Source organism: Algoriphagus aquimarinus, assembly GCF_007997215.1.
GTDB classification, from domain to species: Bacteria; Bacteroidota; Bacteroidia; order Cytophagales; family Cyclobacteriaceae; genus Algoriphagus; species Algoriphagus aquimarinus_A.
The window spans coordinates 282,949-303,207 of the sequence record NZ_VORW01000002.1 but is presented as its reverse complement, the minus strand read 5'-3'; the positions used below and the strand labels follow the sequence as shown (position 1 = coordinate 303,207).

Here is a 20,259-nt window from a genome sequence, read left to right as displayed (position 1 = left end):
TATGATTACCCAAAAGTCGCATGAGATTTAGAACACATTTAGAATTTACTGAAGCGTACCGAAAAAATGTGGAAATGATCCAAAAAATCATAGTTGATTTCCCAGCCATTTTGCTTGCAGATCTCTTTCACGATGGCCAGCCCCAATCCACTGTTGGTCGTCTCTGTGGTGGATATAGAAAAACGTTTAAAAAGCGATTCTTGATTCAATGGCTCTTTGCCTGAATTCTTAAAAGAAAAGCCTTTTTCATCCCAGTCTATGATAATTTTACCATTTTCGGCAGTATGTCTAATCGCATTGGAAAGTAAGTTATTGACCAATGTCTCTGCTAGAAACTTGCTACATTGAAAGACACATAATCCTCTTTCATTTTTCTTGATGCTCAAATTCTTTTCAGCGATATAATCCTGCAGGAGTTCTTCGCTTTTCTCAACTTTCTCGGCAAAATCTATTTCCGAGATATCAGAAAAATTACTGTTGTCGATCCTAGCCAATAAGAGTAAATTCTTATTGACTCGAGTCAGCCTAGCCAGAGGAACTTGGATCGCATTTACTAGTTCTGATTGCTTGGTGCCGAGTTTTTCATCCTGAAATAGTATATCCAATTTTGATTTCAGCAAAGCAATTGGAGTTTGTAATTCATGGGCGGCATTGGAGACAAAGGCTCTTTGCAGATTATAAGTATTGACATTTTCGGCTATCAGCTTGCTGATCGTTTCATTCATGGCCTCAAATTCCTCAATATCAGTATGCTCAAAAGTCACTACTTTACTCGTGCTCAGCTCAAAGGATTTCAACTTTGTAAGTGTGCTGTCAAACGGTTTCCAGACACTTTTAGAAATCTTCCGGTTGAGTTGTATAAATCCAAAAACCAGCAGCCCGTATAGCACTACGGTCACCAGACCAATAGCAAAAATAGTCTCGTAGGCTTCCTCTACGTTGGTTTCGATATTGAGCAAATAGGGTGTATTATCAATCCGGATCACAGCTTGCAACCCACGAAAACGATCCCATTCAGCTTCGTATTCATTGAACTTCGTTACTTCATATATGCTATCCCGTCTCGCAATATTTTCTGTAATCGGCAGTATCGAAGAACTCGGCTGCAAGGTATTCCAGGTATTGAGAATCGTTTCCAAATCATGCCCAGTCACATGTGCTTGCTCAAATCGATTCTCGATACGCTCCATGATGATCTCATGATTATCATCTATCTCTGTCACCCAAATCCAATCCACCACCAAAAAATAAATTGGTATGCTGACCAAAAGAATAATCAAGGCATAAATGGTGAATGCCTTTAATGGTTTATCGAGCAGTTTTGTCATATTTCCCACTTATAACCAGTTCCGTAGATTGTTTTGAGATAGCCAGCATACCCCTGTTCATTGAGCTTTTTCTTAAGGTTTTTAACATGGGCATAGACGAAATCATGGCTATCAAACATATCCGCCACATCCCCAGAAAGATGCTCAGCCAGATCGCTTTTTGATAAAACCCGATTCTTATTCCCTATGAAAAAAAGTAATAGATCATATTCCTTCTTAGTCAGCACGATTGGATTCCCTTCTATATGAACAGTTTTTGAAAGTAAATCAATTTTAATTTCGTTTTGTATGATAAGGTTTGAAGGATCAAATTGTTTCCTGCGAATCACGGAATGTATTCTCGCGGCTAACTCCGAGTGGTGAAATGGCTTGGCCAAGTAATCATCTGCACCGATATTCAAACCTTTGATCTTGTCCTCAAGCGTGTCTTTGGCAGAAATAATAATCACGCCATCCTGCTTATTCTGACTTCTCAGATGCGCTAGAATATCAAACCCATCTCCGCCAGGCAGCATGAGATCAAGTAAAATGCAATCGTATTGATACAGACTTACTTTTTCTTTGGCTGTCGCAAAATCATTGGCTGTCTCACAACGATAGTCTTCCAATGACAGATATTTCACAATATCAATTGCCAGTTCCTTTTCGTCTTCGATTACCAGGATTTTCATCTGTCTATATATTTTTTAAATGGTCAGATGGAATCTCGCATTTCTGATGATTACCTCCGTGTGTCTCCTGCTAAATGCTCGATTTCATAAGACTCAAAGTAAGCATTGAATTTGGAAGGAATTTAGAATTTGTGCAATACCATAAATGAGTCTTTATACATTTACCTATCCTGATCAATTTCTAAATAGGCTCAAGTCATTGGTTCAAAGTAGATTTAGCTCAATAAATATTGTTACAACAAAACCAATAAAACTATGTCCACTACATCACTTGAAACGATTTACGAAACCCTACTAGCAGTGCCAGGGATGCATGACATTGTAAAAATCGATCTGAAAATCCCCCGCAAAACCGTTCTACTTTTAACAGAAGTAATTACAAGAGGTATGGAACAAAAACCAGAATCAGGAAATCCTGCAATCCGGATTTCCAAAGAGTCAGAAGAGGAACTGAAAACCATTATCTCAGAGAGTCTGGAAAAAGCAGGACTCACTGAGCTAGGTTCTAAACTAAAGGCATTATCAAATCAGGATTAGCCTAAACCCCAAAACCACCTAGTATATGAAAAGGCAAGAAATAGAAAAGGTAAACAGGGAGGAAAGAATAGATTCTGACGCAAATCCGCTTACATCTTTCGGTCGAGAAAGTGACTTTACAGAAGAACTTATCAAAGGTATTTGTGGAAAAAATGATTCAGAATTAAAGACACCTAAAGAAAGCAACCTCCAATCAAGGCATTCTGAAATTACTCATAGTAAGCAAGAAAAAGTAACAAGCCAAAATCAACGTTCCTCCAGAAAAAAGAGAAATGGTATCCGTTAAATGGTCATGCTTTTAAGTTTGTTAAAATAACAATACCAATTTTTATCAGGGCACCTGAGCTTTCAAACTACTCTAAAAATACGGTCAGCCTAAGCATCATTCCAATGATCAAATCAGCCTTATACAAATCGATTCATGGACAACGGGAATGAATTGGTTGGTATGGGGCTGATCAGCTTTTTACCATAGCCCTTTTCCGCAGGAATAAGGAAGTGGGCTGTGGGATCTGTCTTATGTTCTGTTTTTCTTTTAACATCTTCTTTATTTCTTGACAAAGCAATATCTCTTACAAACATCCACCAAAACATTAACAGGAATATTCCTCCCAGTATCATCGGGACGCTCAAAATATTAGCAAATCGTTCAAGGGCTGAAATAAAAAGTGCTTTGGAATAGCTGGAATAATGCTGCAATCCTCCAAGCCCTCGTCGATCGAAACGTCTCTTCCCTATCCAATAACGGATTGCAAACCCAAACAGCATCAATGTGATTGCCAAAACGGAAACTACTATATCCTGTAAAGTCATACTATCAGATTGTTAATATTAATGATACCCCATATCTGTTTCATCCATTCTTTTTTCAAGACTGTCTTTTAAGCTGTCCAAAAAGATCGTTCTACCTTTTTTCCTTCCTCTCATACTCTGAAATGTTCTATAAAAATTACCCACCTGTACATTGAAAAGAGATTCCATGATGGAAATAATCAACTTTACATCACTCTTACCATGATTTACTGCTCCTCTAGAGTGAAGTGCATAGGCCAATTCTATCAGAGCAGATTTCGAATCAGTCCATTCATGCCTTGCCTTTTCTTTACCTGAATTATCCACCCCCAAGTCTAGGTTGACCAACCTCTTCCTAACGTATTCTGTAAGGTCCTCATAAGCCATTATTCTGGCTAAATTGCTGCTATTGATTGAAGAGAATTCTGGGTCAAAGTCAATCGTATAGTCAGGTATCAGAGACACGGGCTTGGAATCTTTCACAAATAAAAGATCATCCTGATCGCTCCTATCCAACTGATGGTAAATGTAGAGCTGGTGATTTCTAGCAAAAAAATCTTGCATCTGATCCATCATGTGATGGTAGTAATTTTTCACTTGTTCCTTTTTCCCTATAGGCTTTTTTGACTCTAGGTAGGTTAGCTCAGAATAGAAGATCAGTTCCTTTAAAAACGTAGGTTTATACTCTTTGAAAAACAAGATCTCCTCTTCTGAATTCACAAACTGATAAGTAGACATAAATGCTTTGAGTTTAATCAATATCCCATTGACCACCCTGCCACATCTTTCTACTTTCTGTAGCTCATTGAATGTCTCCTTTGTTACACGCTTCAGTGACTCCTCCATCTCCATAAAAAGCGTTTCTACAAATGCTTTCATATCCCCCTTGTTTATATATGCCAGACACCTTCCTGCCTCTCAAATCATTCAGTGCCCTTTACTCTCAATTGATTCACCCATTTAAAGTGTTTAATGGTTACTCCCTACCCTCATATTCATCCATGTAGGCTTCCAATTTCTCTTGACATTGTTTCAAAAAAACAGTCCTATTTTTCTTTCTCGATCTGATTTCAAGGAATGTTCTGTAATAATCATGTATTTCCTTTCCAAACACTTCACCTATTGAAGTCACTAGTTCCGCAACGCTGGCGTTCCCATTGTTCACAGCTGTAGATGTTTTTAAAGCATAGACCAATTCCACTAGGTCGGTCTTTCTCCCCGTCCAATATAAAGGGGATCTTTTCACCTGAGCAATGGGGTTTTTATAAACTTTGAGGGTAAGAAGCTGCTCGTGGATATAATCTGCGAGTGCTAGTGTGCCCATAATCCTGGCAAAGTATAAGGTGTAAACCGTGCAATATCTGGTATCCAGCGTGTGCCAGAACAAATTAGGCTTATAGACAGGCGCCTGTGAACTCCTTAAGAAAAACACCCTATCCTGGTTTTCCTTTTTCATCAACAGGTAATTGTATAAGTTTTGATTGGCTTGCAAGAATTCTTTTATACTGGTCAGTTCCTTTTCGTAAAATTTCCTGATTTTACTTTCGGGTCCGGATGGCTTGACTGACTCCATGTTAAAGAGCTCAGAGAAATAAACAGACTCCTTTAAAAAGTATGACATATGCTTTTTGAAGAATTCTATCTCCTCTTTATCTGAGACAAACTCATATTTCCCCATAAAGAGCTTGATTTTATCCATCGCCCTGTCAACAAGATGAAAGGCAGACTCAAACTGTATCAGCTTATTTTCTCCATCCATTTTTAGAATATCCAAGTCCTTTTTCAATTTGGAAAGTATCTCTACAGAAAACTCGATAATGTTCATAGTAAACCAATTTTGATTCCCGTATCAGGGCATTTTATACCTGGGAGAAATAGAAAGAGACCAGTGAACCGAACCTGCGACCTTATATTTAATCTGCTTAAGGTATTTCAAGACTCCATTATTTTCAGGCCTGAATTCATCTCTCCAATTTCTTTCTAGCTTCATAAATTCAGCAAGTGTCTCAGAATGCTCATTCAGGACTGCTTGTTGAGAAGTTGGGAAATCCATCCTCTCATGGTGCATTAGAAGTGCAACTAAATTCATAAAATCTCCCTGAAAATCTTCCTTCGCATAGGAGATCAGATCGTTTGAAAGGTAGATAAGCTTGGCTCCCAAAATGCGAAGCTGTTCTGTGCTCTTCCAATCTGTACCATCACGTATGAATTTATCTCCGGATTCAAAGGAGCAAAGTGAGAGGGCCAGATTACCGCCGGAGAAATAAGGACGGGATATATGATATTCTTCCAAGCTCGGCGGATTTCCTTGATCCTTATATTCAGACTCTAACTTGTTCCCTCTGAGGTAAAGCATAATCTCCTTAAATACCACTTCCACTAATTCTTTATTTCCAGCAGCCAACGTTTTAAAATCCATTACCAAATCCATAAATGCATTAAGAAAAACTGAAATCCGGGAAGGACTGAATACCGGTGGTTTTCCGTTGACAATATTTTCAACCCCAATCATTAGATAGTTCCAAAACACACCCTTTTGGCCAACAGGTAAACTGTCTGTCATGTCATCCAGATAAAATAGCCATAGGTATAACTTTGATATCCATACCCCTTTATCAAAATCAATTTCAGGATAAAGACAGGAGGACAAATAGCTTAGTTTTTGTTTCTTATAATAGCCCAATTCCTCATTGCTCCGTAGTAAAGAATGGAAGTTAAATGCCCATGACGCACTTAGCTCTTCAATTTCTGCTGCGTCATTGTGGACATATGCGGGAAAAGGATAGTTGAGTAATTTTTCAAGTTGTTTACTTTCTCCACTTGCTTTCTTAAGTTCAGGGCTCTTTTTTATACGGGCTGCGGTGGCATAACTCACGCCGAGCAAACTTGCCTTTTCGGTATTGGTGAGATCATATTTGAAGGAGGGAAATTTCTCCTCTATTAGAAGAATCTTGTCTCTATAATTCATCTGGGTAAATGCATGCCATTCAAAATCAGCATTTCGCACTTTTGCTATCTGGGATTTGGAAAAGTCTGTAAATTCCGGAATTTCCTTAAGGAGTTGCTCTTCATTTTGATAAGAAAGACTGATATAAACTGATTCTCCTAATGCCTTGAGTTCATACTTGCTAGGAACTTGTGTTTGGTATGAATCAAAGTCCATCACCACATCACCTGGAAAGTAGAGTCGCGTTAGATTACCCAAAAAATACATACCTATCAGCCCTTCAACTAAGAATCTGGATTCGGTCTCCACAGAACCGGCGTGGCGGATTGTAGTTTTCCGTTTAGCATCCTGTATCTCCAAAAACTCTCCCACTCTTTCAAAAGCATTAATATTTACTTTTCCTTCCAGTCCGAAAAGTTTCTTTAGAAACGTAGGGTCCAAATCATATCTCTTCATGATCGTATCTCCAGTTAAATTACATAGGTACTTCCATTTACTAAGCTCCTTGCAGGAGTCACTTAACTTAAGTTGCCTTTTCAGTTGAAGACTCAACTGTTGAACTTGCATAGTTCCCTTTTTAATTAAAAAAACAGTAATACAGTTTAAAATCTCAACTCCTAAAAACCAATTAATTAGTCAATTTATTTTCCCACCTACCTTGAAATTGTATAATTGATACACTTTTAAAGTTTATCGCACAGGTTGTGAAATCTGGTTTTTTAAAATGCCCAACTTTCTATCCTACATAAACAGGAATGGAAAAACCAGAAAAAATAGCTGTACCGAGTATCCTCTTGATCCTCTTGTGGGCTTATACCGGATTTGACAAAATCCTCCGCTGGGAAGCTAGCAGGAAGGCATTTCATAACCAAACCTTTCCAGCTGAGTTGGCAGAGGTTTTAGCATTTGCTGTGCCTATCTCAGAGCTCCTGATTGCCTTGCTCCTGCTCTTTTCGGTCAGCAGATGGTGGGGATACCTCTCTAGTATCCTCCTCCTCACCGTCTTCACCACTTATGTGGGACTGATCTGGGTGGGAGCTTTCCCCAGAGTTCCCTGCAACTGTGCCGGGATTCTGGAATCACTGGGATGGGCGGAGCATTTCTGGCTCAACTGTTTTATGATTGTGATAAGCATCATAGGACTTTCAGGAACAAAAAAAACGGGGCAGGAAAAGGCATTATCCCACCCCAAAAAATTACACTAATAAGAATTAAATCAAACCCATTACTTACATCTCCTGTCTCCGAGTCTGGAAGTGGAGACTCCAAACTATACTGGGTGATGTAACAGGGAGCAGCCGAAAACCCTTTTCAGAGTAGGCACTTTATCCACATCCCGAAGGACCTAAACATGGTATTTTCGGGATACTAAACGGTTTCCCTGTTTTTGATGGGTTAAAAAACAGGACATAACGATGAATAAATTAATCAAATCGCTGCCTGCACTCGCTTTGGTGCTGGCGGCAACTTTTGCCTTTGCGTTTGGTCCAAAGGATTTTGCCATGAACCAATACGGTGAGGCTACGGGTCAATGGTACAATGTCACAGGAATAACTCCTGGGCCCAGTACCTATACCTGTGATCAATTGATAGATGCAGAATGTCTTCATGATGCAGTGAATGGAAATCCCATCAACCCTGATGAAGACAAGGTTTTTGTTAAAAGAGGCACACTGCCTCCTGCTGACTAAGTAGTTTAATATGTAAAGCCCGGGATTCATGACCCCGGGCTTTTTTAGTTATTCTCCAGTTCCAATTCATAACTAGGTAGAATCAAATACAGTTTATCTGATCCTGTCAATTGATAATTCTGGTCTGCAATTTCTCTGGTAGGAACATCATCCAATTCCCCTAATGCATGCAGCCGCTTCATATCCATCCATCTAGTACCCCGAAAGACCAACTCCTTTTGTCTTTCTTCCAGAACCAAATCCAAGGGGTTTTTGGAGAGGTTCCCATCCCAAAAATCCATGGACTGATATCGCTTCTCTGCCAAAATAGCCATCAAATCCAGGCCATCCTGGACTCTATCCATTCGGACCAACGCTTCTGCACCACTCAGGTACATCTCCGGTAAGCTAATCCCTGTGAATAGATTATAATCTCCATTGTAGGAACCTTTGAAAAGGTGTTTTTCTCCTGACTCCGTAAAGAATAGCGGTTTTCTTAAATCACCTTCCTCATACTTCCCCATCAAGTCCGGATTGATGTAGGTGGCCGAACTCGCTGTCACTGAAAAGCTACTGGTAATCCCATAATACATTACCTCTGAATTAAACAAGCTAAAAGGATAAGCTGCAGTGCTGTCCATTTCATGGTAATCCAGTAAGGATACTGTTCCCTGCTCCAGTATATAGTTAGCTGCATTCAAGGCATCCTCCCACCGTTCTTCGTATAAATAGAGCCGAGCCAAAACTGCTTTTACCACCTGCTTATTGGGTCTGTTTTTAAATTGGGAACTTGATCCCACTAACTCAAAAGCCTCTACCAGATCCTGCTCTACTTGGATCAACACTTTTGAGACAGGCCACCATTGGGAAGACTCGTTGACATTCGGATTGAGCTTGACCGGCAATTTAATCTCATCGCCTCCCAGCATCGGAGAAGGCAAAAACAGCTGGGACAACTGGAAATAAGCCAAAGCGCGAATAAATAAAGCCTCTCCCCGTAAGCTTCTGACCTCGGCCCCTATCCCCAAACCTTCCAAAACTTCCAGAGAAACATTGGCTGTAAAGATTTTACGATAGAGTTTGGTGTAATCTGTGGAGCGTTCCGAGGGTTCAAACACCTGCTGCTTCCAGAGATAGGTATTTTGTTCCCATGGACTAAGGCTTTCCCAGTTTGCATCCTCGGTTACCCAATCATCTGCCAAAATAAAATCGGCCAGGGCATTGTCATTCAAGTTGGTATAATAATCCAATAAGGCCCGTACATCTTCTACTGTCTGGGGAACCAAGATGGATTTTTCCGGTTTTTCATCCAGAAAACCCTCACAGGAAATCAACCCTAAAGAGGCTATCAGTAGCAGGAATCTATTTTTTATTGCTTTCATATTCTTTAATTTTTAGGAATGGAAAAGGGTGGTCAGGAATTCTGACCGGGAGGTATTTGGATTGAATTCAACTAACCTTATTAAGAAAATTCATTTCCTCCTTTTACCCAGTATTTATTGTTAAAAGTCCAGTTTTAAACCTAGCGCAAAGGACCGTAAAGGCCTTGACAGTTGGTAGTCGGGATCAAGTGCATCATCAGAAGCTTTCCAAAGAATACCCAGGTTATTGCCATAGGTGTACAGTTGGGCAGTGCGGAAGGGCAACCAAGGCATATTCACCTTTGAAAATGAATAGGAAAACCTGATATCATTCAATCGGATATGATCCCCCTTTTCGACCAATGCACCAGAATTTGAATAGAAGGAATTTCTTCTGCTATCTGCAGAAGCTGGAAGTGAAGGGATTTGCGTAAATTCCTCATCACCTGGCTGCTGCCATCGATTATCAAAATCCCCATGGCCGATCTCCCCTCTTAACAAGGTGTAGTAATCGATAGATCTCCTTTTATAGTAATACCCCAGTCGATAGGATATATTGACAGAAAGGCTAAAACCTTTGAAGGAAAAATCATTCCGTATCGCTCCAAAAGAGGTAGGTCTGGCCGAACCATGATACTGTAAGTTCTCGATGGTAGCTGCTCTGCTGAGCTCTCGGTAATCCTCACTGGCTTCTCCGTCCAAAAAACCTCTGGGATTTCCGGTATCAGGAGAAAGACCTGCCCATTCATAAGTATAAATCCCATACAAGGGTCTTCCTACTACAGGATATGGCGCTGCCAGAAATGCTGATCCTAATAGGTTATTCACCGTAGGCTCTTTCTCAAAATCCAGTACTTCTTCCTTCAAATGGCTGTACAATACATTGGTGCTCCAATGAAAGGAATTCCGTAACCATTTTACCTGCATGCTGAGATCTACACCACGCGTCTGGGTCTCTGCAAAATTCCCGGTAAAACTGCTCTTACCCGAAGAGGAAGGAACTGAATATTCCCCCAACAAATCGCTGGCATGTTTGGAATAATACTCCAGACTGCCTGCAAAAAAGCCATTCTGGGTTTCCCAGTCCAGGGCCAGATTGGTCATTTGAACCTTCTCCCATCTCAAATCAGGATTGGGTGGATTGACCAAGACCGCTGCACGCATCTGAGGAAGCACATCGTAAAACTGAAAATTGACAAACTGGGCTGTCACGTCTGAGGAAAGGCTTTTGTCCACATTTCCACTGTAGCCATAGGTAGCGCGAAATTTCAGGAAGGGCATGTTGGCTCCAGACGCAAACTTCTCCTCCGAAACAATCCATCCTCCTCCCACAGACCATAGAGGAACTCCCCGTTGGTTGCTCTCTACCCCGAAAATATTGGACTGATCCTTCCTTGCACTTAAGGACAGGAAATAGCGGTGAGCATAATCATACCCAATATTTGCATAATAGGATATAAACCTGTCAGTAAATCCCGAGTGGGACTGAGCAGAAAGAATACTCACCTGTGAACCCGGATTATAATACATGGGAAAGCGCGAGATCCAATCCACCGGCACACTGCTTCCCAGATCATCCCGATAGCCATAAAAGCGATCCGAAAACCCCACTCCCTGACGGTCTTTTATTTCTGCTCCGGCCAGGACATTCAGAAAGTTAACTCCACTAAATACCTTAGCGTATGTCATTTGGGGTCTGAAAGTATGGGAAAAGGAGTTGTTTTCGCTGACATCCAACACATCTCCTATGGGAACCGGATAACTCAGGTTTCCTTGCTCATCTTTCTGGGTATATTTATTGATCAGGTCACGGTTGTAGAAAAGCTCCTGACTGTTTCGGTTTCTTCCTGCAGCCTGATTAGACCAATATTGATAATAGACTCCCAGATTCAGATCAGGGGTAATATTCCATTTCAGATAGGGAGATACCCTGAAGTCATAAGCTTCTGTGCTGTTGTCCAGCTTCCCGATTTCATTAAGCGGAACGTAGTTCCAATCCAACAAGCCTTGCCCCTTAACTGATTCGATGTAGCGGGTATTGTAATTCTGGATGATCCCAGTAGGATTACCCGCCTCATCAGTCAGGGATTCATAGGCATAGCCATTGGGAAGAGCCGTTCTGCTACTGGATTCCTGTCGGGCAAAATTCAGGTCCAGCCCTGCTTCCAATTTTCCTTCCAATAATTTCCATTGATTTCCTCCAGACAAGGTCCAGCGGTTAGAAGGATTTACTACTATATCGGCATCAGACCGGTCATAGCCCAGGGATAAATGATAGCTATGAACCTTTCCTCCTCCCCTAAGCGATAGTGCGTATTGCTGTGCGACGGAAGGCCTGAGGTAATAGGATTCTATATCCCTGCGGATATCCGACTGTGCATAGTCAGTCAGCCTTGCATCTGCTACTGCTTGGGTGATCTTTCCATCTCTCAGTGCAATAAGCGTTTCCACAACGGGGGAAAGCTTGGGTTTGTTGGCATTATTTTCAGTAGATCGGTAAAAGTTTTTTTCAAACAATTGCTTTTCAATCCCTATAAAATCCGGAATGGACATCTGGGGCATATAAAACAAATCCCTTGGCTGGCTAATCGTGACATTGGAGTTGAAGCTTACCTGCAGCGGCTGGCTTTCACCTCCTCGATGGGTAGTAATTACAATCACACCGTTTCCGGCACGGGCACCCCAGATGGAAGCTGCAGCCGCATCTTTCAGTACTGTGATGCTGGCCACATCATTGGGGTTGATATTTTCCATAGGGCCATCGTAAGGGAAATTATCCACGATAATCAACGGTTGGGTATTGGAGAAAATGGTACTCCGCCCACGGATGGAAATGGGGTCATTGGCAGCCTGTGGACCTTGGTTGAAAATCAAACCGGAAGTCACATCTCCCAATCTTTCCAACACATTGGCTCCTACTTTTCTTTGCACCAGCTCCTCGTCCAAAAATGCAAAGGAACCTGTAGCCCTTTCCTTAGGGATCTGCTGATATCCGGTGGAAACTACTTCCACAGATGCAAGATCCAGTGATTGAGAGGTCAGTTGGATTTCCAGGCGTTCTTCCATGGGTAGGGTGATTTCAATCTCCTGGGATTCCATTCCTATATAGGAAACCAGCAAGGTGTAGGTACCTGCCGGAGCCTGTAAGGAGAATTCACCAGACTCATTACAGATGGCAGAATAGGTCGAATCTGCAAGCTTGACAAAGGCGCCTGGCAAGGGAATGCCAGCATCATCAGATACCCTGCCTTTCAATTCGGTAGTCTGGGAAAATCCCGATTGGCAAATGCTGAACATCAGCAATAAATAGATTATATATCGTTTCATAAGTTTACTGATTAGTTGATGAAAGGACGTCTGTTGTATACTCCGAAGCATGATCCAGACGATTGATCAGATCCTGCAATTCCATCCGCACAATTGACTGTAGCTGGATGGCACCGTCCTGGGATATGATCATTTTTTGAGGATAAGAATAAACTGAATAGGACTTTAGGATTCCTGTATTCAGGGGCACCCAGGTATTCAAGGAACTTTCTGAGGTATATTTTCCTGTGGCCAGGCTCCTTTTCCAATTTTCCTTATTGGCATCGCCATTCACTGTCATGATCAGGACATCTTCAGATCCTTGGTATCGTTCGCTGAGATCAGCCATGACCCGTTGATGTTCTTCCAGGCAAAACTTACAACCCGAAATCCAGAAATGGATCAATACAGTCTTTCCCTGGATGATAGCAGAATCTAGCTGGCTTCCATCGGGTAAGAAAATGCCCTCGGCAGAAAATGGATCCCTGACATTCGCCAGTAGGTTTTCGAATCTGGATTTTATCCATTCGGATTGCAGCAAGGGAAGGTTTTTTGAAATGATTCCCGGCAGCCTGTTTTCCATTCTGTTGAAATTATCCAGCACGTAAAAGGCAATCACTTCCTCCCTCAGAGGATTGGGTAACTCTCGGTAAACCTGCTCAATGGGCGTTTGGGTAGCCTGGGCTTCCATCAGAGAAAACTGGAACATCGCCTGTGCCAGTAGCGGATGGGAATATTCCTGATCCTGTAAATAAAAGCCTTCCACCCATTCCTTGAGTTTTGCCATTTTTGCGGGATCCTGTTGAATGGCAGGCCATGCCAGATCCGCTTTATTGATGGCCGTAAAAAGAAGCTGTCCCTTGATAGCAGCTTCTACCAGATTTAAGCGTTCGGCAGAAAGCAGGGTGCTGTACCGATCCAGTATCCCAGAAGCCGGATGTTCCAGCCAGTTGGAGGAGATATACTTTTCCAATTCTTCCCATCCCTCCTCGGCATTGCTGATCAGCTGCATCTGCACGTAGAGGTCTTCCGGTCTGGTTCGGGATTGCTGCCATAGAGTTTCAGACAGGGAATCCGAACGGTAAAACTCCCTGTTGGATGAAAACAGAATGGGATTGGCATTGAACTGATCTTCTTTGAACGCCCTGTCCACCTCGTATTGAAGCCGATAGAAAGCAGCATCGGGACCTCCAAAGAGGAGCAGTCCTGCGGCAAGGTCCGCCCGAATTCTTACCCTGTCTTCCGGGAAATAGATCCACTGCCTGATCAGCTTATCCCTGCCGGAATTGACAGAAAAATACCCATGGGTATCTGATTCGGGAAAGGGTGAAGTGAAGACCTGAAACTTCATACTTCCTTCAAACATATTCCCCTCGGCACCCGGAACCATTTTCTTGGTTCCCGGTGTCACGTTCATTCTTTCGCTGATCAGGTGATCCCAAAACCTCAGGGTGAGAGAATCCAGATCCTGACTTTTGGAAAGCTCAAAGTAAAGCGTTCCCTCTTCCAAGCGAGCAGAAGGAACTAAGCCCTCCTGCCCTGGGAAACCAGACTGATAAACCAAATCAGTGCCTGGGGGTGACTCCGCAACTTTACTTTGTGCTTTTAGAGTGCTTCCGACAAGACATAGCTGTATCAGGAGGCATGTGAGTATGTGTTTTTGCATGCTTTTAGTTGTTTTTTGCTGGGTGTCTGGTAACCGATGTCCGGTGAGAGCACCGTAATTGGTAGGACGAAGGACGAAGCAATCTCAGTCGCATTGAGCAGAAGTGGGAAGTCTGAAAGCTCAAAGTTGAAAGCAGATCCTCAAACGCTTGAATCTTGGCTCTACCTTCTTGGCTCTAGGTTCGAGATTCTTAACTCTAAGCCAGACATACCTCTCCCACCCTGCCTTTCTCAGGCAACCAGCAAATAATGAATAAGAAATATTTTAAGTAATGGAGCTGTTGATCCGCTGCAGCGGATGATCTCCATTGTCGTGTAACATCACTCCCTGATCTGTGTGGATAGTCCCGACGAAGTATACAAAGCCCATCAGAAGCAATCAGAGAGAAAAAGTGCCCAAACCCTTAAATCGGATTCTTGGGCTTCAGAGGATACAGGCGATCTACCGCGGCGATTCCGTGCTCCTCTGGTGATGAGCAATAGGTTCCGATAGGTATTGAGCAATGTGCCCCAAAGTAAAAAAGCGCAGACATATCCTTCTTCCAGAAATTCCTTCCCGGGAAGCAACTTAAGCCAGAAAAAATCACCATCTGTTCCATAATACTCGGGTTATTACTAAGTCATTTTGAAATATTCTATAAGTGAATATCTCAATCGTCCGTGAAAGAAAAGGCTTCAACAAAATCAAGCAAAAGTGAGCTCACGCCGTAGCGTGAGCATTTTCACTTCACTTCTACTGTCTATGTTGAAAGTTGGCAGTTTTCTTAGACGAGACTATAAAGTGCAAATGCATTTGAGAAATCTCTCAAAGTTTTCGCTTTGAAATCAATATTTGATTTTCATTGATTATACCAAAAATATAAAAAGATTTCATAAAACGATAATATTTTTACTTTAAAATATATTTAATACCTTTTTTACGAAATTAAAATACTGAATACTGTAAGTTTTCCTTTACTTATATTTGGGAAACTTGGCAGTTTTCAAATGAAAAGAGAGAATTTTAATAGAATTAAAGCCGTTTTGGCTGAAGAAGGAAAGAAAAATATTGATTTAGCGAAAAATCTGGGAGTTAAGGATACTACAGTTTCTCGGTGGGTGACAAATGATTCTCAACCCTCAATTGAAAGACTTTTTGAAATAGCTGATTTTTTGGAGGTTGACGTAAGGACTCTTCTGGTTTCAACCTTAAAGACCTGATTTTTCAGTACCTCCGCTAAAGAAGCAAATTTAAAAGGTTTTAATAATCAAAAGCAGAGGTATGTGATTACTGAGGAGGGGAAGCGGGTGGTAAAAGATAAGCACGATTTAGCTCTCTCACTTGCGCCAGCATCCTTATCATTGTTATTATTAAATAATTTCATAATTTTTCCATATCGAGTAAAGGGTTTGTCTTTGTAACACTAATAATTTAAAGTGTGTTTCGGCTAGACTGAAGAATATCATTTTTGCTTGAGGATATGGATTTCTTCTCATTACTACCTTTATTACGTAATCAGCAACTTTTTGAAACACTAAATCACCTGCGACCAGATAAACTTGTTTTAGAAACTGAACTAGAATTACAATTGAAATATTGACTTCAAAAATCTCTGTCCCGAGTGAATCCAGAAGATTAGTAAGTGGAAACTTTAATTGAAATTTCAATTCATTAAGAGCATAGTTAAGAAGTTGAACTGAAGGAGGGATTAGATTGTAGTTGATGCAAGCTAAATCATACAAGATTCTTGACTCCTCATCTTTTGAAATAAGATTTTGGTCACTAAAGGAGCGAATCAAACTATAAATACTTACTCCATTTATATTGTATTCCTGCTTTACAATGCCACGAAAGTTAGCATCATCATCAATGAGTAATCCTTTTTTTGCCTTGGCTATAAATGCAGCATCAATAAATGACTCACCGAATAGTCCATCCAACCTATCCTTTTCTCCCTTCTCAATTTTTATCTCATCATAATTAGGTTGAATGATGAAATTTTCTTCAACCCATTTCTTTAGATCAGAATAATATTGAACATTATTTTCAAGTTGTTCCGATGTAATATTTTCCCTAAAGTATTTTCCGTTCTTTTTGCCAACAGTCAAATACCCTCCTTTTTGAAAAGATTCGCCCAATTCAGTTATTAACTCATTAAGTTCATTAATAAAGCTTTGAGATACAATAAAATTGTTTTTAATAAGGGGGAGCTTTTCCTTCATTACGGCATAGGAAGAAAGAATCGCTGAAGAACTGAAAGCAAGATCAACTCCTGAGGTAATTAAACTTATTCCATAATTATGTTCTTGACTATTACGGAAATGATGAATTCCGGGACTTCCAAGCTGTATAAAGTGACTCCATACCTTTATTGGATTTCTTTTAGAAAAACTTGCAAAAGTTCCTAGTGGTAAGCCATTTTCATATTGATTTTCCAGTTGATCAAAGAATGATCTATCCTCATCAATTTTTTTTAGCATGGGTGCTAAATCTCTTTCGAAATCAGGCTTTTCTCCGGGCGCTCTTTTTAGTTTAAAAGATTGAAATCCGCTTATATCTTGAAATTGATTTTCTAATAGCTGCATGGATTCGTGCTGTGCTGTCAAGTATTTGTGTGCAATGCCTACTATTTCAAGTGATACGCCATTTGAATCGTACACTTTATCTCCAATCTTCTTCCCTAATAAATCTGAAGTCATCTGGTGATCTAAACCAATTTCATTTTGATAAGACCTCACATCGGAACTTTTTAAAACTGTTTTGCTTGTTGTTTGGTCATTATCACTATTGTGTAATTTGACAGTTGTATCAAATTCAACAATCTCCTTATCCAGAAATTTTTGGACTATTTCCTCCTCAACCTTGATAAATAGTTGAAAATATGCTAAATGAATCCTCCCATTGCTATAGTTTTCGCGTCTGACCTGATATAGTATTTCTATTGCTTTTAACGATTGTTTACATTGAATAATAAAAGCACATAATTGTATTTTGAAGTCTAAACTTTGATCCTCAAAATCATCTATAGATAGAACTAATGGTTTTAGTAAATCAATATCTCCCTGAAGAGAGAAAATGGTTGCCAACCGCAGTTTGACAATAGCATTATTCGGCTTTTTTTCAAGATATTGCTCGCACAACTCAATTGCCTTCGGATAATCGTGGATTTGATGATAAATTCTAAATTCAGCATCTATCAAAAATTCATTTTCATTTTTTGCTTTTAATGAATTTATTAATTCAAGGGCATCATTAAGCTTGCCAGCCTCTATAAGGCACTCGATTAAAAGTTGAGATTGTTTTGAATAAACAGTCCGATTGACAATCTTTTCTAAAAACTCGATGGATTGTTTATGTCGATTGTCCTGCGCCATTAATGACACTAAATCATGAAGATTTTCAACTGATGTATTATCATCAGCGCTAGTAATGGCCTTGTCTAAATAGTCTTTAAATCCTTCATAATCACCAATACTTTTATATATTCTTGATTTGGTTAAATAGGCTCTTAAAACGTATTCTTTATCAGCTAATAGTTGATCGCAAAACTTAAGAGCTTCTTCATGATTTTTGGAACTTGAATAACATGCGATTTTCAAGAATGATAATTCTTGATGTGTTCTTTTTTCAAGTTTGTTAAAATCCAATTTTTCGATTGTATTCAAACATCCCTTAAAGTCATATTTGGCATATTGTATCTCTGCTTCGAAAACACTTAATTCCTCTTCATTCTTGATATTCTGACATTCTTGAATCTTATCATATGCATCATCATATCTTCCCATATCAAAGTAACCTATTGCCAGTCTCTTAACCACATCAAAATCATCTGGAGCAATTTCATAAGCCCTTTTTAAATTGTATAATGCATTTTCAGGATCGTTAAGAATCTTATCTGCAATTGAAATATTGATTAGCCACACAACCCTTGATTTGGCTAAATCTGTTTGTTTGACCTTCTCCCAAGCTTCTAGAAGAAAATCCCTACCTTCTTTAATATGCTCCAGAGCAGTATCATCTAACTGATTAGTAACATAATGAAAGGGATTTAGGCTCTGCTCAATAATCAGCGATCCAAGGGCTCCAATTATATCTTCATCTCTATCATTCCTCTTTACTAATGCTCTTCTATGCCATCTTTCAGCATTTTTTAGATCTCCATTGAGATAATAGATTCTGCCCATTTGATAGGATATATCCTTCCCGTCTTTTATTTCTTCAGGGAGCTTGCCTTCAATTTCATCAAAAGGCATTTTATTACTCCATACATTAATAAGTGTTGAATAAGCATTTTCATTCAGGGGGTTCCTCTCCAATGATTTTTGGGCATATATCTCCGCGTCATCTCCTCTTTTTAATAAAAAATAACCAAGACTTGCAAAAGCTAGTGCTCTATCACTATCAGGGTTATACTGTAATGCTTCAATAAATAGTTTGGCGGCCTCTTTGTTTCTGATCAAATCTAGTAAACAGAAGCCTTTAGAAACAAGAAGCTTATATTTAAATAGGTTATTTCCTATGTCAAATTTCTCTTTAATAAGCTTATCATAGAATTTTAGTGCTTCGGAGACTGCTTTTCTTCCCCTTAGCTCGTCTGGAACTTTTAAGTCTTCAAAGTATTGCTTCTCATTATGTGATAATTGCTGAATTCCAATATCAATTATGTTAAGTTTATTTTCAATTTTATTAGCCCGATCCTCTGATTCTAATTCCTTAGGTCTTCTTGTTTCGTTTACTACCGTCTTAAAGGTTTTCCTAAAATCACTTAATTCTTCTAAAACATCCAAATCTAGATCTTTTAGTTTCCTTAGTTTTGGGTTGGTATGGACATTATCATCGATACTGAGGTTGAATGAAGAATCATCCCCTTTGTATATTGAATTCTTGAATTCATTTTTTACTTCCTCAATTTCGAAAATCCTTATGATATCTCGTTTTTTTTCACGCTCTATAAGAAGCTTATATAAGGTTGCAACATAAATTGAATCGAAATCATCTTGAAGTTTGATTTGATATATTTTTGATAGTTTTTCATACCAATAAAGATCTTTCTCAAGCTTACTTTTAGACAGTTTAACAATGTATGAAAGAACTCTAATAAGCGGTGATAATAAAATTTTCAGAGAGGATGATTCCATTAATTATAAGGCTAGTTAAATATGGGCTCAGGAGTAATTAATTCTGCCAATTTGGCTGCAATATTCCCCATTGAATCTTCGATAGTACTTAAACCACTTCTTGAACCAAGAAGAGGACTCACATCTCTTAATGCTTCAAAAGTGGTATCATGAATTACTGGAACCAATAAATCCCTAGCAAGAAGAGCTGAAAGTTCTTTATCAGCGATACCTTCTCCTTTTATGCGTTTGAGAAAAGAAGGAGTGACCAATACTATTCCTACACGAGACTTAGCCAATCCTTTGTCAATCTCACGGAGTAATGATGATCCTAATAAAACATCCTTTTCGCTAAACCAAACTGAAACCCCCTTTGACTCTAATAAATCATGTAAATCTTTTGCGGCATCTTTCCTGTCATCCCAAGCATGACAAAGAAAAACATCTCGAAGATCTGGCAAATCTGCCCTTTTCTCTACATTTTCCCTCACTGGAGTAAGCGTGCGTATCTCTGCAGGTGTATAAAGGATCGTAGAGCCAGGTGAGGCCCACCGTACTCTAGTTTTACTTGCCCCACTGGTAGAACTTCGACTTCCTGAACTATATGAAGAAGAAGAATACGAGGAATAAGATGGGTATGAATAGGAACTACGAAAACTTCCTCTTCCCCCGCATGCTGGGCAGTTGGCCCTGGCACTTGCTGAGCGATGACCATGAACTGGTGCTGTACATCTAGACATAATTAGATAATTATAAGGTAAGGTGATAAACATTTTAAAAGAGCCGACCATAGATCGGCCCGAAGCCAATAAGGCTTTAATTAGGTGTGGATCTTCTATGTCCAGGCACCTTGATTATTTTGCCGCCCACCTTCTTGGTGTGGAC

The 20,259-nt window shown here is 39.9% G+C and carries 16 protein-coding genes; 5 read left to right on the top strand and 11 right to left on the bottom strand.

What is annotated here, in order from left to right:
• Nucleotides 1-38: 38 nt before the first annotated feature.
• Together ESV85_RS05870 and ESV85_RS05865 are read right to left on the bottom strand one after the other, a co-directional pair.
• Nucleotides 39-1,328, bottom strand: a complete 1,290-nt coding sequence (locus ESV85_RS05870) for a histidine kinase dimerization/phospho-acceptor domain-containing protein (RefSeq protein ID WP_146915663.1) — start codon at nt 1,326-1,328, stop codon at nt 39-41.
• The gene (locus tag ESV85_RS05865; RefSeq protein WP_146915661.1) at nt 1,325-1,999 is read right to left on the bottom strand and encodes a response regulator transcription factor; all 675 of its coding nucleotides are present in this window, start codon (nt 1,997-1,999) and stop codon (nt 1,325-1,327) included. Before ESV85_RS05865 ends, ESV85_RS05870 begins: the two co-directional genes overlap by 4 nt.
• A gap of 255 nt (nt 2,000-2,254) precedes the next feature.
• Between ESV85_RS05865 and ESV85_RS05860 the strand changes: the two genes are divergently transcribed.
• Nucleotides 2,255-2,536: a hypothetical protein gene (locus tag ESV85_RS05860; protein ID WP_146915659.1), complete on the top strand. Its 282-nt coding sequence runs from the start codon at nt 2,255-2,257 to the stop codon at nt 2,534-2,536.
• 25 nt (nt 2,537-2,561) lie between these two features.
• Nucleotides 2,562-2,822, top strand: a complete 261-nt coding sequence (locus tag ESV85_RS05855) for a hypothetical protein (RefSeq protein WP_146915658.1) — start codon at nt 2,562-2,564, stop codon at nt 2,820-2,822.
• 119 nt (nt 2,823-2,941) lie between these two features.
• Here the strand turns inward: ESV85_RS05855 and ESV85_RS05850 are convergent, their stop codons facing one another.
• From ESV85_RS05850 to ESV85_RS05835, 4 genes are all read right to left on the bottom strand, one after another.
• Nucleotides 2,942-3,349 (bottom strand): hypothetical protein, encoded by a 408-nt coding sequence (locus ESV85_RS05850; protein WP_146915656.1) that lies wholly within the window; start codon nt 3,347-3,349, stop codon nt 2,942-2,944.
• 18 nt (nt 3,350-3,367) lie between these two features.
• Complete coding sequence (locus tag ESV85_RS05845) at nt 3,368-4,207, bottom strand: RteC domain-containing protein (RefSeq protein ID WP_146915654.1); 840 nt, start codon at nt 4,205-4,207, stop codon at nt 3,368-3,370.
• A 97-nt stretch (nt 4,208-4,304) separates the two neighbouring features.
• Nucleotides 4,305-5,153 (bottom strand): RteC domain-containing protein, encoded by an 849-nt coding sequence (locus ESV85_RS05840; protein WP_146915652.1) that lies wholly within the window; start codon nt 5,151-5,153, stop codon nt 4,305-4,307.
• A 24-nt stretch (nt 5,154-5,177) separates the two neighbouring features.
• Entirely contained in the window at nt 5,178-6,842 is a 1,665-nt protein-coding gene (locus ESV85_RS05835; protein WP_146915650.1) for a terpene synthase family protein, read from the bottom strand.
• A gap of 188 nt (nt 6,843-7,030) precedes the next feature.
• Between ESV85_RS05835 and ESV85_RS05830 the strand changes: the two genes are divergently transcribed.
• Nucleotides 7,031-7,480: a MauE/DoxX family redox-associated membrane protein gene (locus ESV85_RS05830; RefSeq protein WP_146915648.1), complete on the top strand. Its 450-nt coding sequence runs from the start codon at nt 7,031-7,033 to the stop codon at nt 7,478-7,480.
• A gap of 210 nt (nt 7,481-7,690) precedes the next feature.
• Nucleotides 7,691-7,966 (top strand): DUF6520 family protein, encoded by a 276-nt coding sequence (locus tag ESV85_RS05825; protein WP_146915646.1) that lies wholly within the window; start codon nt 7,691-7,693, stop codon nt 7,964-7,966.
• Between the two features lie 44 nt (nt 7,967-8,010).
• Here the strand turns inward: ESV85_RS05825 and ESV85_RS05820 are convergent, their stop codons facing one another.
• From ESV85_RS05820 to ESV85_RS05810, 3 genes are all read right to left on the bottom strand, one after another.
• Nucleotides 8,011-9,327: a RagB/SusD family nutrient uptake outer membrane protein gene (locus ESV85_RS05820; protein ID WP_146915644.1), complete on the bottom strand. Its 1,317-nt coding sequence runs from the start codon at nt 9,325-9,327 to the stop codon at nt 8,011-8,013.
• Nucleotides 9,328-9,447: 120 nt separating this feature from the next.
• Complete coding sequence (locus tag ESV85_RS05815; RefSeq protein WP_191321944.1) at nt 9,448-12,633, bottom strand: SusC/RagA family TonB-linked outer membrane protein; 3,186 nt, start codon at nt 12,631-12,633, stop codon at nt 9,448-9,450.
• 4 nt (nt 12,634-12,637) lie between these two features.
• Nucleotides 12,638-14,278: a TlpA family protein disulfide reductase gene (locus ESV85_RS05810; protein ID WP_146915640.1), complete on the bottom strand. Its 1,641-nt coding sequence runs from the start codon at nt 14,276-14,278 to the stop codon at nt 12,638-12,640.
• A gap of 986 nt (nt 14,279-15,264) precedes the next feature.
• Here ESV85_RS05810 and ESV85_RS05805 point away from each other — a divergent pair.
• The gene (locus ESV85_RS05805) at nt 15,265-15,477 is read left to right on the top strand and encodes a helix-turn-helix transcriptional regulator (protein WP_146915638.1); all 213 of its coding nucleotides are present in this window, start codon (nt 15,265-15,267) and stop codon (nt 15,475-15,477) included.
• A 150-nt stretch (nt 15,478-15,627) separates the two neighbouring features.
• Here the strand turns inward: ESV85_RS05805 and ESV85_RS05800 are convergent, their stop codons facing one another.
• Nucleotides 15,628-19,395, bottom strand: coding sequence for a tetratricopeptide repeat protein (locus tag ESV85_RS05800; RefSeq protein ID WP_146915636.1), 3,768 nt, complete (start codon nt 19,393-19,395; stop codon nt 15,628-15,630).
• A gap of 11 nt (nt 19,396-19,406) precedes the next feature.
• On the bottom strand, nt 19,407-20,114 hold the full coding sequence (locus ESV85_RS05795; protein WP_146915634.1) for a toll/interleukin-1 receptor domain-containing protein: 708 nt from the start codon (nt 20,112-20,114) through the stop codon (nt 19,407-19,409).
• Nucleotides 20,115-20,259 lie beyond the last annotated feature (145 nt).

Coding starts and splice junctions, on each gene's coding strand:
- ESV85_RS05870 (WP_146915663.1), bottom strand. CDS start 1,328: ATGACAAAACTGCTCGATAAACCATTAAAGGCATTCACCATTTATGCC.
- ESV85_RS05865 (WP_146915661.1), bottom strand. CDS start 1,999: ATGAAAATCCTGGTAATCGAAGACGAAAAGGAACTGGCAATTGATATT.
- ESV85_RS05860 (WP_146915659.1), top strand. CDS start 2,255: ATGTCCACTACATCACTTGAAACGATTTACGAAACCCTACTAGCAGTG.
- ESV85_RS05855 (WP_146915658.1), top strand. CDS start 2,562: ATGAAAAGGCAAGAAATAGAAAAGGTAAACAGGGAGGAAAGAATAGAT.
- ESV85_RS05850 (WP_146915656.1), bottom strand. CDS start 3,349: ATGACTTTACAGGATATAGTAGTTTCCGTTTTGGCAATCACATTGATG.
- ESV85_RS05845 (WP_146915654.1), bottom strand. CDS start 4,207: ATGAAAGCATTTGTAGAAACGCTTTTTATGGAGATGGAGGAGTCACTG.
- ESV85_RS05840 (WP_146915652.1), bottom strand. CDS start 5,153: ATGAACATTATCGAGTTTTCTGTAGAGATACTTTCCAAATTGAAAAAG.
- ESV85_RS05835 (WP_146915650.1), bottom strand. CDS start 6,842: ATGCAAGTTCAACAGTTGAGTCTTCAACTGAAAAGGCAACTTAAGTTA.
- ESV85_RS05830 (WP_146915648.1), top strand. CDS start 7,031: ATGGAAAAACCAGAAAAAATAGCTGTACCGAGTATCCTCTTGATCCTC.
- ESV85_RS05825 (WP_146915646.1), top strand. CDS start 7,691: ATGAATAAATTAATCAAATCGCTGCCTGCACTCGCTTTGGTGCTGGCG.
- ESV85_RS05820 (WP_146915644.1), bottom strand. CDS start 9,327: ATGAAAGCAATAAAAAATAGATTCCTGCTACTGATAGCCTCTTTAGGG.
- ESV85_RS05815 (WP_191321944.1), bottom strand. CDS start 12,633: ATGAAACGATATATAATCTATTTATTGCTGATGTTCAGCATTTGCCAA.
- ESV85_RS05810 (WP_146915640.1), bottom strand. CDS start 14,278: ATGCAAAAACACATACTCACATGCCTCCTGATACAGCTATGTCTTGTC.
- ESV85_RS05805 (WP_146915638.1), top strand. CDS start 15,265: ATGAAAAGAGAGAATTTTAATAGAATTAAAGCCGTTTTGGCTGAAGAA.
- ESV85_RS05800 (WP_146915636.1), bottom strand. CDS start 19,395: ATGGAATCATCCTCTCTGAAAATTTTATTATCACCGCTTATTAGAGTT.
- ESV85_RS05795 (WP_146915634.1), bottom strand. CDS start 20,114: ATGTCTAGATGTACAGCACCAGTTCATGGTCATCGCTCAGCAAGTGCC.